The organism is Pseudarthrobacter cellobiosi, from assembly GCF_023913815.1.
GTDB classification, from domain to species: Bacteria; Actinomycetota; Actinomycetes; order Actinomycetales; family Micrococcaceae; genus Arthrobacter; species Arthrobacter cellobiosi.
Window position 1 is genome coordinate 203,925 of record NZ_JAMXBK010000022.1, and the last position, 16,438, is coordinate 220,362.

The window sequence follows — 16,438 nt, forward strand, 5'->3', positions numbered from 1 at the left end:
GAATGCCCCGGCTCCCCACAGGGAGCCGGGGCATTCCGTGTCCCAACGCTCTCGCACTTAATGCACGCTTTTCACCAACGCTCTCTCACTGCCCTCTGCGTTTCACAGCCCAAACACAGCTTCGGCCGTCTTCCCGCACAGCCCCCGACGCGAGGGTAGGAGCAGATGCCGGCCTTCCGCCGGCCCCAGATCCTAGGAGTACAGTGAGCGTCCTTGCCCGGAGTGTTGGCAATGCCTTCAGAAACAAGGTCCGAACAGCTGCTGTGGTGGCAGTCCTGGCCGTCGCGATCGGACTTGCACTGGCCATGCTGGTGGCCAATCAGGCCGTCGGAGCCAAAGTCCAGGAGCTGAACGCATCCGTCGGGACCGTCCTGACCGTCAACCCGGCCGGCGGCCAGGGCTTCGAAGGCGGCGGCGAACCGCTGACTGCCGAGCAGGCCGCCACCGCAGCGGCCGTCTCCAACGTAACCTCCGTCGTCGGCACCAGCTCACTCCGGCTGCGGAACGCCGCCGAAGCGGCAGTGCAGACGGCGGCCGGCACCCAAGCCGGCCCCGGCGGCGGCCAGGGCGGTCCCGCCGGACAGAACGCCACCACGTTGACCACGAGCCTTACCGCAGCCATCGACGCTGGCACCCTAGGTGGACGGAACCAGGCCGCAAACGGCACCACCGGAACCACCACCGCGCAGCCGGTTCGCTCCCTCCCGATCACTGCAACCGGAATCGGCGGCGAAGTGGACACCACCGGCAAGGCCCTTGCCATCACCGAAGGCACTGGCCTGGGCGACTACACGGCTGAGTCCGCCAATGCCCTCCTGGGAACCACTCTGGCCGAGAAGAACAACCTGGCCATCGGTTCCACCTTCACCATCAACGACGAGACGTTCTCTGTGGCTGGCCTCTTCGATTCAGGCACCACGTTCGGCAACAACGCCCTGTACCTGACCCTCCCCACGGCCCAGACCATCGCGGAACTGCCCGGTGAGCTGTCATCGATGATCGTCACCGTGGACAGCATGGAAAATCTCGAAACCGCCAAGGCCGCGCTTGAGTCCGCCCTCGGCACCGACAAGGCCGACGTCACGCAGGGCCAGAACTTGGAGTCCGCCGTCAGCTCGCTCGGCAGCGTCAAGAACATCTCGTTCATCGCCTTCGTAGCAGCCTTGGGCACCGCCGGGCTGATCATCCTGCTGATCATGGTCATGCTGGTCCGCGAACGCCGCCGGGAAATCGGTGTCCTGAAGGCGATCGGAGCACCCAACCGCACCATCGGCCTGCAGTTCGTGCTGGAGGCGCTGGTCCTCGTGGCCATGGGCAGCGCGGTGGGCGCCGCCGTCGCCTCGTTTGCCAGCGGCGGCATCGCTTCCGCGCTGATCAGCACCAACACCACCACGACGGCGGCCACCACCACCGGTCGCGGGGCCGCCATGGCCGGCGCTGCAGGCGGCGCCGGAATGCCGGGCGGCGGGGCTGGCTTCCCAGGCGGCCAGGGAGGACCCCTTGGCGGCGCTTCCCAACTGCTGACATCGGTCACCGCCAGCGCCTCCCCCGGGGTCATCGCCGCCGGCATCGCAGCGGTGTTCGGCGTGGCTATCATCGGCGCGCTGGTCCCTGCACTGCTCACGGCACGCATCCGTCCCATCGAAGTCCTGCGAGGAGAATAGCCATGATTGAAGTCAAGAACCTGGTCCGCACTTTCAACTCCGGCGACCGCACCATCAAGCCGGTCAACGACGTCAGTTTTGTTCTGGAGCAGGGCACGCTGGCGTCCATCGTCGGCAAGAGCGGCAGCGGCAAGAGCACACTCTTGTCCCTCCTGGGTGCGTTGGACAAACCGACCAGCGGAGACGTCGTCGTCAACGGCGTGAGCCTGGCCGGGATGCCGGACGGCAAGCTGACCGAGTACCGGCGCCGGGATATCGGGTTCGTTTTCCAGCAGTTCAACCTGATCCCGAATCTTTCGGCGATGGACAACGTCATCCTGCCCATGGAGTTCGCGGGCGTGCGCAGGACAGAGCGTCGGCAGAGGGCAACGGACCTTCTGGAGCAGGTGCAGCTGGACCCGGAGAAGCAGGTGCGCCGCATCAACCGGCTGTCCGGCGGCGAGCAGCAGCGCGTGGCGATTGCCCGGGCGCTGGCCAACGAACCCAAGCTGATCCTCGCTGACGAGCCCACCGGCAACCTGGACGAGCAGACCGGTGACCACATCATCGAACTGCTCAGCTCGCTCAGGCGTGACCACAACACCACCATCCTTGTGGTCACGCACGACAAGGCGTTGGCCAACAAGACGGACCGCCGCTTCAGGCTCCAGCAGGGCAGGCTGACGGAAGAACCGGCGCGCGCCTTGGTCTGACGCCCGGACTGGTCTGAATGAGAGGATGGGCACTATGAGTGCGCCCATTGCCACACCGTGGCTGTCCAGCCAGTCCGATCCGGATCCCCGGTCTGCCACTGGAAGACGCCTGCGGTGGGGCGTCATAGCCACCGGCGGGATCGCGCGGTCAGTATCGCAGGACCTGGCACTGCTCCCAGACGCCGAGCTCTATGCCGTCAGTTCCCGCTCACAGGGCACTGCGGAGAGTTTCGCGGCGGACTACGGTTTCGCCAAGGCGTACGGGGACGACGACGGCGTGCCCGGCTACCAGCGGCTGCTCGCCGATGACTCGGTGGACGTTGTCTACGTCGCCACGCCGCACGCCCAGCACCACCAGTTTGTGCTCGCTGCGCTCAATGCGGGCAAGCACGTCCTGTGCGAAAAGGCGTTCACCATCAACGGCAGGGAAGCGAGCGAGCTCGTCGCGCTTGCCCGGGAGCGGAAGCTCTTCCTCATGGAGGCAGTGTGGTCCCGCTTCCTCCCGGGCATGCAGCGGGCGTTCGAGATTGCCGCGTCCGGGGAGCTCGGGGACGTGCATTGGGTGACCGCTGACCTTGGTTTTCCCGCGCCGTATTCCCCGACGTCCAGGCTGTGGGCCAGGCAGGCCGGTGGCGGCGCCCTCCTGGACATCTCGGTCTACCCCTTGCTGTGGGCAGTAGGAACGCTGGGGTTCCCGCAGACCGTCAGTGCCACCGGCTTCATTAATGACGACGGCGTGGACGCCCAGAATGCGCTGACGCTCGGCTACAACCATGGTGCCCAGGCCCAGCTGACGTCCTCGCTCCTGGCGTACGGTCCGCGGACTGCCACCGTGGCCGGCAGTCTGGGCTACCTCCAGAGTGTCGGTTCCATCAACAATCCGCGGGAGTTGGTGATCGGCGTCGGACGGGAAGGGCTGCGCAAGGAGGCGTTCGACGTCGTCGGCATCGGCTACACCTACGAACTGCGCGAGGTGACCCGCTGCATCCAACAGGGTCTGACCGAGAGCCCCGTCATGCCGCTGGAGGATTCCATCAAAACGATGCGGCTCTTTGACGGAGTGCGCGGGCAACTGGGCGTCAGCTACCCGAACGATGCCCACTGAATGATTCCCACTGAAGGGCAAAATCTCTCCGTTCGGGTCTATGACTTTCTTGTAAATAGGTTTGACACTCTCGTTTCGGATATCGATCTCGTTTCGGATATCGATGACTGAGTGACAAATTAGTAAGCTTGCTGGATTTATTATCCGTTTCCCTAGACTTCCTGCACGCGAGAGTCTTACGCTGTTGAAATCGTTAGGTCTCAACGGTACCGGGGGTGGTACGCATGGCTAAAGTTAGCTCGCCGTGGCGTGCGCTCCGGCCGCTCCTCCTCGCAGGTGCGGTGACCGCCACTTGGCTGACACTCTCCGCTTCAGCCGCGACGGCAGACTCGTCACGAGATTCAGGATCCCTTCTGGGCAGCCTCAGTTCATCGGCTTCGTCCCTGACTGCACCGTTGCCCGGCGCTGTCTCGCCCATTCTTGAGGCCGCGTCACCGGCTCCTGCACCCACCGGACTCCTGCAGCCAGTAGTAGGCAGTGTGGCGGGCACGGCTGATCAACTGATCACCGCCGTCCCTGCGGTGAAGAGCGTGGTTCCGGCGGGGACCGTCACGGCCGTGGCTGTCCCGATTGCCGCAGTGGTGGATACCGCTGCAAATGACCTGATTGAGACAGTCGCCCCTCCGCTCACCGATGCCGCACCGGTTCTTGAGCCTGTCCTGAAGCCCGTAGTGGATCTGGTAGATGCGACCGTTCCGTCCGCACCGGTCAAGCTGCCCGAGCTGCTGCCGCTTGAAGAGATTGCCGTTGCCGGGGATATCCCGACCGGCACTGACGCCCACGCTGCTTCAGGGCACATCACAGCTGATACCACCCCAAACTCCCCCGGCACTTCCGCGAACCTGCTGTCCGCTACGGGAATGTCGTCACTGCCGGTTCCGGCCGGCACAGAAATGCACGCAGTCCCGGCAGAAAGCCCCTGGACCGCCGATCCTTCCACGCCCCCAGCTGGACCTGCTTCCGGGGCCGGGAGCGGCGCATCGCCCTCCGGCGCCTCAGGCTCTGCTGTCTGGCTGGACGAGTTCGCTTTCAACCTGCCGCTTTCGGAAGCCTTCCCCATCAGCGGATCATCGGAGTACGCCCCTTCACCGGTGTCATTCGACCCCGGTTCCTCACCTGACTAGTTGAGCCCTGCTGCCCTTTTTCATGGGCAGGACACGGCCTCCAGGCGCTGAACAGCGCCCCACATCAACTTCTCAGGAGACATCATCATGAATTGCAACCTTCGCAGGGGGCTGCTCAGCACCCTCTTTGCCGGCGGGCTACTGGCCTTCGGCGCCACCGCAGCAAGCGCCGCGGACACAACCAGCGGACAGGACCTTTCCGCATCCGCCCTGGTCTCAGCAGCGGGATCGGCAACACCACCGCCGACGTAGCCGCAGCAGCGGACATCAATCTCGCCTCGGTGCCGGCATCCTCGGCAGTACCGACGGCGGCTTGGCTGCCGTTGTTGATATCGATCTGGGCCTGGACACGTCCGGCAACCTTGATGACGCGAATGTTGATATTGATGCATGCGTCATCATCGGCGGCGGCACCGATGGCTGTGGAACCCCGGGTACTGAAACCCCCGGTACGGACACCACGGACCCAGGAACCGGAACTACCGGCACCACGGACCCAGGAACCGGAACTACCGGCACCACGGGAGGTGGCACGACCGGTATCACTGTTGTTCCCGCCGGCACCAGCACCGGTTCGGTATCTTCCGCAGCAACCACCATGGGCAACACCTCAGGCCAGGGCGGCACCGCCACCCTGGCCAAGACGGGCATGGATGCTTCACTGATCCCTCTCGCCCTCATCCTGCTGCTTGCCGGACTGCTGATGCTCAAGCCGCGCCGGAAGGCCTAGCGGACCCCGCACTCAGCGGACTGCGACGGCTAAGACCGTCAACGCACCGGCTCCGCCGTTCGCGGCCTAGCCAACTGTTCCGATAGGAGGTGGCCACCAGAGAGCTCAACTACCAGCACTTGTCCCTGTGACCGGAGGTCCGGCTGAGAAAGTCCCAATCACTTCTTAGCCGGGCCGTCGGCGTGCCGGCAGACGGCTTAAAGGATGCCCTACCGGCCGGTATTATTGAGCAAGAATAGTGCCGCAGCGCACCGGGAGGAACGGGTCATGGTGGCGAATTCGCCTAGCTCCACTAAGAATGAAGTGCTCGGCGGACGCTATCGGCTGGCGGACATAATCGGCCGCGGCGGCATGTCATCCGTCTACCGCGCCCGGGACGAAAACCTGGGCAGGGATGTCGCCCTGAAGCTCTTTGCCCCACAGGCACCGGATGCCAATGAGCTCAGGCGCCAGGAAGCCGAAATCCAGCTGCTGGCAACGCTCAACCATCCCAGCCTGGTCACGCTGTTCGATGCAGGCATCGATACCCGTGTCCTGGACGAACCTCGGCCGTTCCTGACAATGGAACTCGTGGAGGGCCAGGACCTCCGCAGCCGGATCAGGCACAGTGCAGTTCCCTTGGACGAGCTTGCAGTCATCGGGGCAGGCGTAGCTGACGCGCTGGCCTACGTGCACAGCCTGGGCATCATCCACCGCGACATCAAGCCCGGGAACATCCTGCTCGTACAGATCCGTCCGGGCGAACCTTTACGACCCAAACTCACGGATTTCGGCATCGCCAGGATGGCGGATTCAGCCCGGCTGACCGCCACGGGAACCATGGTGGGGACGGCCGCATATCTCAGTCCGGAGCAAGCCATGGGTTCTCCCCTGTCGCCCGCCACTGATATCTACTCACTGGGTCTGGTACTGCTGGAATGCGTCAAGCAAACCGTTGAGTTCCCGGGCAGCGCCGTTGAATCCGCGGTGGCCAGGTTGCACCGGGCACCCGAGATCCCCGCTGACCTTCCGGCGGAGTGGGCTGATCTGATCCGTTCCATGACTGCCATCGAACCGCTGGAACGTCCCGTCGCGTCCGATGTTGAATCCGTTCTGCGTCAGGCCCTGGTGTCACCCGTGTCCGCCCCGGGCGAGCTCGAACCGGCGACAACCCGCGTACTCCCGGCCATGCCGTTCAGGCCGCCGTCCATCGCCATCACCGCTGAATCAGACCTGCCCCTAGTCCGGGCCAGCAAGAAACAAGCGGATGTCACCCGCGGTTCCGACGCGCGCGGCTGGGTCCCGGACTTGTCTCGTCTCCGCCACACCGGAAGGCGGCTCTGGACGGTCATCGCATTGGGCGTGCTCGCCGCTGGAGCAGCCGCAGCGACGCTGACCTTCAGCCTGGCACCTCAGCCAACGCCCGACGTCGTTCCTTACCCCGCCGTCACCGGCACCTTGGGCGACCACCTCAAGGAACTTCAGGAGAGCGTGGAACCATGAGCCCTGCACCGAAGCACCGCGGGCGTTCGGCCACTGCCAAACGCCTGACAGCAGCAGCAGCAGCATTTCTGCTCGCCGGTTCACTGGCAGCGTGCGGTCCGGCTGAGACCGGCCTTCAACGTGATGCCGCCCGCCAACTCCAGGAACGAGTCCTCGGCGTCAGCCAGGCCGCAGCCAATAATGACCCCGCTGGAGGACTGGCAGCCTTGGATAGGCTCGAGGCCGATCTTGCCTCCGCTGCGGGGACCGGGCAGGTTTCCGAGGAACGCCGGCGCAGCATCACGACGGCCGCCACTGCCGTCCGCGCCGACCTGACGGCGGCCAAGGCCGTAGCCGACGCCGCAGCAGCGAAAGCTGCGGAGGACGCGGCCGCTGCGCAAAAGCAGGCAGAGTCGGACGCCGCTGCGGATGCGGCCCAAAAAGCAGCCACCGCGCCGGTAGCTCCCGCGCCCACAGACGACAAGGGAAATAGAGGCAAAGGCAAGGACGACTGACTGACGGGCAGACGGACGGCACATCACGTATTAACTCACCCGCGCTTCATCCGGTCCCGTCGACTAGACGAAGTCGACTAGACGAAAAAGGCGGCGCCCCGGTTTCCCGGGGGCGCCGCCTTCTAAGGTTTGGTGCCGCTTAGTTCAGGGTCGCAATGACCCTGTTCAGCGTGGCGGACGGACGCATCACGGCCGAGGCCTTGGCCTCGTCCGGCCGGTAGTAACCGCCGACGTCCACCGCTGAGCCCTGGACCGCGGCAAGTTCGCCGACGATGGTGTCCTCGTTGGAGGAAAGCTCCTTGGCCACAGCCGCGAACGATGCCGCCAGCTCCGCGTCCTCGGTCTGCTTGGCCAGTTCCTCAGCCCAGTAGCGGGCGAGGAAGTAGTGGCTGCCTCGGTTGTCCAGCTCGCCGGCGCGGCGGCTCGGCGACTTGTTTTCCAGCAGGAAGGTTCCCGTCGCCTTGTCCAGGGTGTCTGCCAGGACCTGCGCGCGGGCGTTGTTCGAGGTGGTGGCCAGGTGCTCGAAGCTGACGGCCAGAGCCAGGAATTCACCCAGGCTGTCCCAGCGCAGGTGGTTTTCCTTGAGCAGCTGCTGGACGTGCTTGGGAGCAGATCCGCCGGCGCCGGTCTCGAAGAGGCCGCCACCGTTCATCAGCGGAACAACCGACAGCATCTTGGCGCTGGTGCCCAGTTCCAGGATGGGGAACAGGTCCGTGAGGTAGTCGCGGAGCACGTTTCCGGAGACGGAGATGGTGTCCTCGCCCTTGCGGATGCGCTCCAGGGTGAAGGCAGTTGCCTTCACCGGGGACATGATTTCGATCTGCAGGCCCTCGGTGTCGTGGTCCTTGAGGTATTCGTTGACCTTGGCGATGAGGTTGGTGTCGTGCGCGCGGGTCTCGTCCAACCAGAACACTGCGGGCGTCTTGGAGGCGCGGGCGCGGGTTACGGCCAGCTTGACCCAGTCGCGGATGGGGGCATCCTTGGTCTGGCAGGCGCGCCAGATGTCACCCGGGGCAACCTCGTGTTCGATCAGCACAGCGCCGGTGCCGTCGACGATCTGCACGGTGCCGGCTTCCTGGATCTCGAACGTCTTGTCGTGGCTGCCGTATTCCTCAGCGGCCTGGGCCATGAGGCCAACATTCGGGACGGTCCCCATGGTGGTGGGGTCGAAGGCGCCGTGGGCGCGGCAGTCGTCCAGGACAACCTGGTAGATGCCGGCGTAGGAGCTGTCCGGGAGGACCGCCAGGGTGTCGGCTTCCTGGCCGTCCGGGCCCCACATGTGGCCGGAGGAGCGGATCATGGCGGGCATGGAAGCGTCCACGATGATGTCGGAGGGCACGTTGAGGCTGGTGATGCCCTTGTCGGAGTCCACCATGGCCAGGGCCGGGCCGTCGTCGAGGCCCTTCTGGATGAGCGCCTTCACGCCTTCACGGACGTCCTCCGGCAGCTCTTCGAGACCGCTCAGGATGGCGGCCAGGCCGTTGTTGGGACTCAGTCCGGCGGCGGTGAGCTGCTTGCCGTACGTCTCGAACAGTTCGGAGAAGTAGGCCTTCACCACGTGGCCGAAGATGATGGGGTCCGAGACCTTCATCATGGTGGCCTTCAGGTGCGCGGAGAACAGGACGCCCTCCTCCTTGGCGCGAACTACTTGGGCCGCCAGGAACTCGTCCAGCGCTGCGGCGCGCATGACAGTGCCGTCGATGACCTCGCCGGCCAGCACGGGAAAGGCCTTCTTCAGGACCTTGACCGAGCCGTCTTCGCGGACCAGCTGGAGGGCGATGGTGCCGTCGGACCCGATGACCACGGACTTCTCGTTCGCGCGGAAGTCATCAGACGACATGGTGGCAACGTTGGTCTTGGAATCCGCGGACCAGGCACCCATGGAGTGCGGGTTCTGGCGGGCGTAGTTCTTGACGGACAGCGGTGCACGGCGGTCCGAGTTTCCCTCGCGCAGGACCGGGTTCACAGCGGAGCCCTTGATCTTGTCGTAGCGGGAGCGGACGGCCGTTTCCTCGTCCGAGGAGGGGTTGTCCGGGTAATCCGGCAGGTTGTAGCCCTGGCCCTGGAGCTCGGCGACGGCGGCCTTCAGCTGCGGGATGGAAGCGCTGATGTTGGGCAGTTTGATGATGTTGGCGTCCGGCGTCTTTGCCAGCTTACCCAGTTCAGCAAGGGCGTCGCCGATCTGCTGTTCCGGGGTGAGGTAGTCACCGAACACGGAGATGATGCGGCCTGCGAGCGAAATGTCACGGGTCTCCACCTCCACACCTGCGGTCGAAGCAAACGCCTCGATGATCGGCAAGAACGAATAAGTAGCCAGCATCGGCGCTTCGTCGGTGTGGGTATAGATAATCTTGGACATGCGCGGGCGTCTCCCTGGAGGTCGGCTGATTTTTTGGAAATTTTGTTCTATTTCACCACCCCTAACTTACCTGAGGACACGGCTTTGAACCGTACCGGGGCGACCGGACGGCCCTGCATTACAGCGGACTGGGACATGGGAGAACGCCCGACGGCGGTGCGCACCCCGGGCCGCCAGCCGCCGTCGCGCTTTACCTCCGGGAGCCACCGGCGCAGGTGAGGATCCGGTCAGCGCCGCTTGTGGGGTATGTCACTGGGCCAGAGCTGCACGTACTTGGGGTCCTGCCGGCGCAGTTCCTCCGTCGCGGTGAACGAATGGACGGGATCGACGTCCCGCAATTGCACGGCTGCTGCGTAGGCCTCAACATCCGGGGAAGCGCCCTGGACGCTCCCTTCGGCTGCAAAATGCCGGCCATGCACGGCCGACTTCTTGGCGGACTTCCAGAAAGCAATCACGATGGGGCCCCAATTCGCATAGAGTCCGGAGCCCAGATCGGACGTGCCACTGTATAGAAAAAGTACCCTTCGAAAAGCGTTTTGACCAGAGCGGCGCACCGGTACCAGCCGATCCGGGCCGTGTTTGCGGAGCATACTCGAGGCGTCACTACTATTTACAAATTTGTCATGTCTCGATAAGTTACATGGGTCACGCGGTGGGCTCTGCTGGGAACGCCTTCACAAGTACAAGACAGGACAACAATGACGCGTACCAGGTCTCTGGCGGCCAGCCTCATGAGCCTTTCTGCAGCTGCCATATTGGCGCTGGTTGGCGCCGCTGGCGCAACAGCCGCTGCCCCGGCGTCGGACGACAAGTCGGCACCATCCGTTACCAGCGCTGCGGTGGACAGCACCGGGGTTGCCGACTACTGGACTGCAGACAGGATGCGCGCCGCCATTCCCGGCGACGTCCTCGCCGACAAGGCAGTGGAACGAGGCAACACCTCCAACGCCATTTCGGTGGAAAAGGGAGCCTCCACCAAGGTCAGAGGCACCAAGGCCAAGCCGACCATCGCCAAGCTTGAGACCCCGGTGGGCCACATCGGCAAGGTCTTCTTCACCTTGGGCGGCACTAACTACGTCTGTTCAGGCAACGCCGTCTCCACTGCCAACAAGAGTACGGTGGCCACTGCTGGACACTGCATCAACGAAGGGCCCGGCGCGTTCGTCACCAACTTCGCGTTCGTCCCGGCCTACGACAACGGCAACGCTCCATACGGCAGGTGGACGGCCAAGGCCTTGTACGCCCCCACCCAGTGGACCGCCAACGGGGACATGACGTACGACACTGGCTTCGCGGTCATGAATCCGCTCGGCGGGCAGCTCCTGACGGACGTCGTGGGGGGTTCCGGTGTTGCCTTCAACCAGCCGCGCGGCCTGACCTACCAGTCCTACGGATACCCCCAGGCATCGCCCTTTAACGGCGCCTCCCTCTGGAGCTGCACCGGCACGGCCACCAATGACACCAACAACCCGCAGTTCAATACCCAAGGCATCCCCTGCGACATGACCGGCGGTTCATCCGGCGGCCCGTGGTTCATCGGCACGGGCTCCGATGGCTTGCAGAACTCGATCAACAGCTACGGCTACAACGGGTCGTCCGTGATGTACGGACCGTACTGGGGCACTGTCATCTGGGAAACGTACAACTTTGCAGCAGCAGCCTAGGAAAACCTCGCCTGACGAGGCATCCCGGAACGGATCCGTCAGCCACAGCAAATCGGCCCAGACCCACGGGGAGATCCTCGAGTACTGGACCAAACAGCGAATGGCCGATGCAAAGCCCCGGGAGCTTCGGCTTCCGGAAGGGGGTCCGCGCCTCATGCAGCGGGGCGCGGACCCGGCACCACGTCCTTCCTAGCTGCCCGTTAAGGCCCGACGGCGCCTGTCCCCTCAGCGGGGACAGGCGCCGTCGACGTTTAACCGCTTAGTGGAAGAAGTGGCGGGCACCCGTGAAGTACATGGTGATGCCGGCCGCGTTGGCCGCGGCGACGACTTCCTCGTCCCGGACGGAACCGCCGGGCTGGACCACGGCGCGGACGCCGGCGTCGATCAGGATCTGCAGGCCGTCAGCGAACGGGAAGAACGCGTCGGAGGCTGCGACGGCGCCGCTGGCGCGCTGCGGAGCGCCACTCGCGCTGGTATTGGACGCACCGCCGGCGCCGTCGACGTCGGACTCCACAGAAACGCCCAGCGTGTTGGCCCGCTCGACGGCGAGTTTGCAGGAGTCCAGGCGGTTGACCTGGCCCATGCCGATGCCCACGGCAGCGCCGTTGTCGGCCAGCAGGATGGCGTTGGACTTGGCCGCGCGGCACGCGGTCCAGGCGAAGGCGAGGTCCGCGAGGGTCTTTTCGTCAGCGGCTTCGCCGGCGGCGAGGGTCCAGTTGGCGGGGTTGTCGCCGTCGGCGTCCACCTTGTCGCTCATCTGGACCAGCACACCGCCTGAAACCTGGCGCATTTCTGCCGGGTAGCGGTCGTAGCCTTCGGGCAGTGCGAGCAGGCGGATGTTCTTCTTCTTGGCCAGGATCTCCACGGCTTCCGGCTCGAAGTCCGGCGCGATGACAACCTCGGTGAAGATGCCGGCGACGGTCTCGGCCATGGCCGCGGTGACCGTGCGGTTGGCAGCGATGACGCCGCCGAAGGCCGAAACGGGGTCGCAGGCGTGGGCCTTGGCATGGGCGTCGGCGATCGGGTCTGCAGCATCGGCGGAACCAACGGCGACGCCGCACGGGTTGGCGTGCTTGATGATGGCGACGGCGGGCTCGGCGAAGTCGAACGCGGCGCGGAGGGCGGCGTCGGCGTCGACGAAGTTGTTGTAGCTCATGGCCTTGCCGTGCAGCTGGTCGGCCTGCGCGATGCCGGCCGGGGCTGCTTTGTCCACGTAGAGGGCGGCCTGCTGGTGCGGGTTTTCGCCGTAGCGGAGAACCTCGGAGCGCTCCAGCGACAGGCCGGCGTAGGCAGGCCAGTCGATAATGCCGTCGCCGTCTTCATCCAGGAACTGGCTGGCAGTCCAGGTGGCCACGGCGTTGTCGTAGGACGCGGTGTGGGCGAACGCCTTGGCGGCCAGCCGCCGTCGGGTCTTCAGGTCAAAGCCGCCCTCAGCGGCGGCGGTGACCACGGAGCCGTAGAACGTGGGGTCAACAACAATGGCGACGGCGGCGTGGTTCTTCGCTGCCGAACGCACCATGGCGGGGCCGCCGATGTCGATCTGCTCAACGACATCGTCCTGCGCGGCGCCGGACTTCACCGTCTCAACGAACGGGTAGAGGTTCACCACCACCAGGTCGAAGGTTTCAATCTCCATGCCGGCGAGGGTTTCCATGTGCGCGGGGACGCGGCGGTCCGCCAGGATGCCGCCGTGAACGCGCGGGTGCAGCGTCTTGACGCGGCCGTCCAGCATTTCCGGAGACCCGGTGACTTCTTCGACTTCCTGGACCGGGATACCGGCCGCGGCGATCTTCTTGGCCGTGGAACCGGTGGAGACGATCTTCACGCCGGCTGCGTGCAGGCCCTTGGCGAGATCCTCCAGCCCGGTCTTGTCGTAAACCGAGATCAGCGCCCGGCGGATGGGAACACGGTCGATGGATACACGGTCAGGCTGCGTGGCGCTCACAAAAAGTCTCCGTCTGATCTCGCGGAACAGTGCCGCGGTTGGTGGGGATGGGCCCAGTTTATCGTGTTGTGCGGTTTGCCCCGCTTGCCGGCGGCAGTGTGAACGTCAGTGGGCACGGTTAGAGTTTTCACAGGAGGCTGCGATGAATACTTACACCACTGTGCCCAGCGGCGAACAGGTGGTCCAGGAACTGCCCTGGCGTTGGAAAGTCCAGGGGCGGATCTTCGTGATCGGCGGCCTCGGCTTTATGTTCGATGCCTGGGACGTGACGCTTAACGGCATCCTCATCCCGCTGCTCTCGACGCACTGGGCCCTGGCTCCCGGCGAAGTGGCCTGGGTGGGTACTTCGAACCTGATCGGCATGGCCCTGGGCGCGTTTGTGTGGGGCACCATCGCGGACACGATCGGGCGGAAGAAGGCATTTACGGCCACGCTGCTGATCTTCTCGCTGTTCACGGTCCTGGGCGCCTTCTCCCCCGATTTCATCTGGTTCTGCGTGTTCCGGTTTATGGCCGGCTTCGGTCTGGGCGGCTGCATACCGGTGGACTACGCGCTCGTGGGTGAGTTCACACCACGCAAGCAGCGCGGGAAGGTCCTCACCGCGATGGACGGCTGGTGGCCGGTGGGCGCGGCCCTTGCCGGTTTTGTGTCCGCAGGCCTCGTGGCCGTGTTCGGCGACTGGCGGCTGACCATGCTGGTGATGGTGCTGCCTGCGCTCCTGGTGTTCTGGGTCCGGCGCAGCGTTCCGGAGTCTCCGCTGTTCCTCATCCGCAAGGGCCGCCGCGAGGAAGCTGCCAAGGTCATCGACGACCTCGTGGCAGCAACCGGCGCCGAACCCCGCGCCTACAGCCTGCCCGATGCGCAGGAAGTTCCGCGGCTCTCCGCCGGCAGCGCCTGGCATCAGCTGCGGCTGGTGTGGCAGTTCAACTGGAAGATCACGGCCACGGCCTGGGCCCTGTTCTTCAGCATCCTGCTGGTCTACTACCTGTCCTTGACATGGATGCCACGGATCCTGATCGGCGCTGGTTTCGCCGAGTACAAGGCGTTTGTGACCACGGCGTCCATGGCGGCGGTTGGGCTTTTGGGTGTCGTTGTGGCCGCGCTGCTGGTGGAGCGTGTGGGCCGCAAATGGATCCTTGCCATCACGGGCCCGCTGTCCGCGCTGACCCTGGTGATCGTGGCGATTGTGGTGGACATCCCCACCGCCGCGATATTCTGGCTGCTGGTGTTCGGGTTTGTGGTGCAGATAGCGATTCCGGTGCTCTACGCGTACGTGTCTGAGCTGTACCCCACCGAGCTCCGCGGCACGGGTTTCGGCTGGGCATCAACATTTTCGCGGCTGGGGGCTGGTTTTGGGCCCCTGATATTTGCGAACTACTTCTGGCCCGAGCTCGGCCTGGCCACGTCCTTCGCCCTGGCCGGTGGGCTGGTGCTGGTGGCCGTCCTGTGGATGGCGTTCTTCTCCCCCGAAACCAAGCAGCGCCGCCTCGAGTAGCCCCCGGCGTCGCCCCCCCAACTAGGTAGACCAGCCGCGGTTCATCAGCGCTGAACGGACTTTGGCGACGGCGGCACGGGCTTCGTTCTCCATCTGCCGTCTCGAGATCCGGACCATCAACCACCCCGCCCTGGCAAAGTCCTCTTCGCGGGCAATGTCGCGGACGATCTGCGCCGTCTCGGAATGGCCTTCGCCGTCGTACTCCACTGCAACTTTTTGTTCCGGATAGGCGAGATCCGGTTGACGTACGACGCCGACGCCCAGTTCCACGGGAACGTTCAGTCGCGGTTCTGGCAGCCCGCGGTTCTCCAGTGCCAGCCTAAGTTTGGTTTCCGGGGCGGAGTCGGACCCGATCCGGGCCTGCTCAAGGGCAAGGCGCGCCTTCTGAATGCCGGGCGTTCCTTTGTGCCGGTCGAGCATTTCCGCCAGGCCGGCCGGCGTCGCATAGGGCTCGGATCTGCCCTCGAAATCAGGCCTGGGAATCCTCACCAGGTGATCGGCAACCACAGTCAGCTCGTCAATGCTCATCTTCCGGGCGCAATCCAGCCACGTCCGCGTCCGGGACGTGATCACCAGGCCGTTGTGGGTGACAATTTCGTCGGCAAAGAACTGGCCCCTGTGACCCTTCACCCCCGGACGGCGCATGATGGCTACTGTGTCCGGGCGCGAGATATGAATCAGTGGTTCATCGCTCCCCGGCAGGAACCCCGGGAAGGACCACAACAAGAACGCAGAGGCGTGCGAAGCTGCAGCGAACTCCGTGACCTGGGTGTACGGCCGGATGTTGGGCGCCAGGCCGTACCCGGCGTCGTCGTCCGCCCTTGGCACTCGGACTCCACGGGTGGGCCGCCCCAGACCCTGGTGACGTAACTGCCGTTCGGTGATCCCGGCGTCGGCCGCTTCTTTCAAAGTGAACGGCAGCACAGCCAGCGGCTGCGGCAGAGAACGTGGAACTTTCATGTGCCCATGTTGGCAGCCCCGCGAAAACGCCGCTGGAGTTATCCACAGGTTCCTGCCACCCTGCCAAACTAAGTAGCGCTATCTGTCGTTTTGGGCGGTCAAAACGACAGATAGCGCTACCTAGTTGGGAGAGGGTTGGGGGGGGTGGGTGGGGTTAGGAAGCGGTGGCGAGGGCTGCCAGGGTGTTGACCAGGAGGCGGCGCTCCACCACCTTGATGCGTTCGTGCAGCGATTCCTCGGTTTCGCCCGGTTCAATCGTGACGGCTTCCTGGGCGATGATGGGCCCGGTGTCCACCCCGGCGTCGGCCCAGTGCACCGTGCAGCCGGTGACCTTCACGCCGTAGGCCATGGCATCGCGGACGCCGTGGGCGCCGGGGAAAGCGGGCAGCAGGGCGGGGTGGGTGTTGAGGTACTTGCCGTTGAAGGCAGCGATGAAGTCGGCGCTGACGATGCGCATAAAGCCCGAGGACACCACCACGTCCGGAGCGTACGAAGCCACGCGGGCGGTCAGTGCTGCATCCCATTCGTCGCGGGTGGGGAAGGAGTTGAAGTTGACCACAAACGTCTCCAGCCCGGCTTCCGAGGATCGTTCGACGCCGTAGGTCCCCTCCCGGTCGGCACCTACCGCGGCGATTTCCACGTCCAGCTCCCCTGCCTTGACGGCGTCGATGACTGACTGGAGATTGGACCCGGTACCGGAAACGAGGACTACGATGCGCATGGG

At 64.9% G+C, this 16,438-nt stretch carries 15 protein-coding genes; 10 read left to right on the top strand and 5 right to left on the bottom strand.

Annotated elements, in window-relative coordinates; translation table 11 throughout:
- The first annotated feature begins 203 nt into the window (after positions 1–203).
- The 8 genes from NG701_RS08835 to NG701_RS08870 all read left to right on the top strand — a co-directional run bounded on the left by NG701_RS08835 (position 204) and on the right by NG701_RS08870 (position 7,291).
- The gene (locus tag NG701_RS08835) at positions 204–1,664 is read left to right on the top strand and encodes an ABC transporter permease (protein ID WP_252566539.1); all 1,461 of its coding nucleotides are present in this window, start codon (positions 204–206) and stop codon (positions 1,662–1,664) included.
- 2 nt (positions 1,665–1,666) lie between these two features.
- Positions 1,667–2,356: an ABC transporter ATP-binding protein gene (locus tag NG701_RS08840; protein ID WP_252566542.1), complete on the top strand. Its 690-nt coding sequence runs from the start codon at positions 1,667–1,669 to the stop codon at positions 2,354–2,356.
- A 34-nt stretch (positions 2,357–2,390) separates the two neighbouring features.
- Positions 2,391–3,461, top strand: coding sequence for a Gfo/Idh/MocA family protein (locus tag NG701_RS08845; RefSeq protein WP_252566545.1), 1,071 nt, complete (start codon positions 2,391–2,393; stop codon positions 3,459–3,461).
- A gap of 224 nt (positions 3,462–3,685) precedes the next feature.
- Positions 3,686–4,585, top strand: coding sequence for a hypothetical protein (locus NG701_RS08850; RefSeq protein WP_252566548.1), 900 nt, complete (start codon positions 3,686–3,688; stop codon positions 4,583–4,585).
- Between the two features lie 87 nt (positions 4,586–4,672).
- Positions 4,673–4,837, top strand: coding sequence for a hypothetical protein (locus NG701_RS08855; RefSeq protein WP_252566551.1), 165 nt, complete (start codon positions 4,673–4,675; stop codon positions 4,835–4,837).
- A gap of 61 nt (positions 4,838–4,898) precedes the next feature.
- Positions 4,899–5,315 carry a hypothetical protein gene (locus NG701_RS08860; RefSeq protein WP_252566554.1) on the top strand — a complete coding sequence of 139 codons (417 nt, stop codon included), beginning with the start codon at positions 4,899–4,901 and terminating at the stop codon, positions 5,313–5,315.
- A gap of 267 nt (positions 5,316–5,582) precedes the next feature.
- Positions 5,583–6,797 carry a serine/threonine-protein kinase gene (locus tag NG701_RS08865; protein WP_252566556.1) on the top strand — a complete coding sequence of 405 codons (1,215 nt, stop codon included), beginning with the start codon at positions 5,583–5,585 and terminating at the stop codon, positions 6,795–6,797.
- Positions 6,794–7,291 (top strand): hypothetical protein, encoded by a 498-nt coding sequence (locus NG701_RS08870; protein WP_252566558.1) that lies wholly within the window; start codon positions 6,794–6,796, stop codon positions 7,289–7,291. The genes NG701_RS08865 and NG701_RS08870 overlap by 4 nt, the downstream gene beginning before the upstream one ends.
- Positions 7,292–7,430: 139 nt before the next feature.
- On the opposite strand, the gene NG701_RS08875 is transcribed toward NG701_RS08870, so the two are convergent.
- The gene (locus tag NG701_RS08875) at positions 7,431–9,650 is read right to left on the bottom strand and encodes an NADP-dependent isocitrate dehydrogenase (protein WP_252566560.1); all 2,220 of its coding nucleotides are present in this window, start codon (positions 9,648–9,650) and stop codon (positions 7,431–7,433) included.
- Positions 9,651–9,877: 227 nt separating this feature from the next.
- A complete protein-coding gene (locus tag NG701_RS08880; RefSeq protein WP_252566562.1) occupies positions 9,878–10,105 on the bottom strand; it encodes a hypothetical protein in 228 nt (75 codons plus the stop codon).
- Between the two features lie 243 nt (positions 10,106–10,348).
- Between NG701_RS08880 and NG701_RS08885 the strand changes: the two genes are divergently transcribed.
- Positions 10,349–11,314, top strand: coding sequence for a trypsin-like serine peptidase (locus NG701_RS08885; protein ID WP_252566564.1), 966 nt, complete (start codon positions 10,349–10,351; stop codon positions 11,312–11,314).
- 259 nt (positions 11,315–11,573) lie between these two features.
- Here the strand turns inward: NG701_RS08885 and purH are convergent, their stop codons facing one another.
- Positions 11,574–13,259, bottom strand: a complete 1,686-nt coding sequence (gene purH / locus NG701_RS08890) for a bifunctional phosphoribosylaminoimidazolecarboxamide formyltransferase/IMP cyclohydrolase (RefSeq protein WP_252566566.1) — start codon at positions 13,257–13,259, stop codon at positions 11,574–11,576.
- Positions 13,260–13,401: 142 nt separating this feature from the next.
- Here purH and NG701_RS08895 point away from each other — a divergent pair, with 142 nt between their 5' ends.
- Positions 13,402–14,754: an MFS transporter gene (locus NG701_RS08895; protein ID WP_252566569.1), complete on the top strand. Its 1,353-nt coding sequence runs from the start codon at positions 13,402–13,404 to the stop codon at positions 14,752–14,754.
- Positions 14,755–14,775: 21 nt separating this feature from the next.
- Here NG701_RS08895 and NG701_RS08900 read toward each other — a convergent pair whose 3' ends face one another.
- Both NG701_RS08900 and purN read right to left on the bottom strand, forming a co-directional pair.
- Positions 14,776–15,714 (bottom strand): endonuclease domain-containing protein, encoded by a 939-nt coding sequence (locus NG701_RS08900; protein ID WP_252566572.1) that lies wholly within the window; start codon positions 15,712–15,714, stop codon positions 14,776–14,778.
- 154 nt (positions 15,715–15,868) lie between these two features.
- On the bottom strand, positions 15,869–16,435 hold the full coding sequence (purN, locus tag NG701_RS08905; RefSeq protein WP_252566575.1) for a phosphoribosylglycinamide formyltransferase: 567 nt from the start codon (positions 16,433–16,435) through the stop codon (positions 15,869–15,871).
- Between the last annotated feature and the right edge of the window lie 3 nt (positions 16,436–16,438).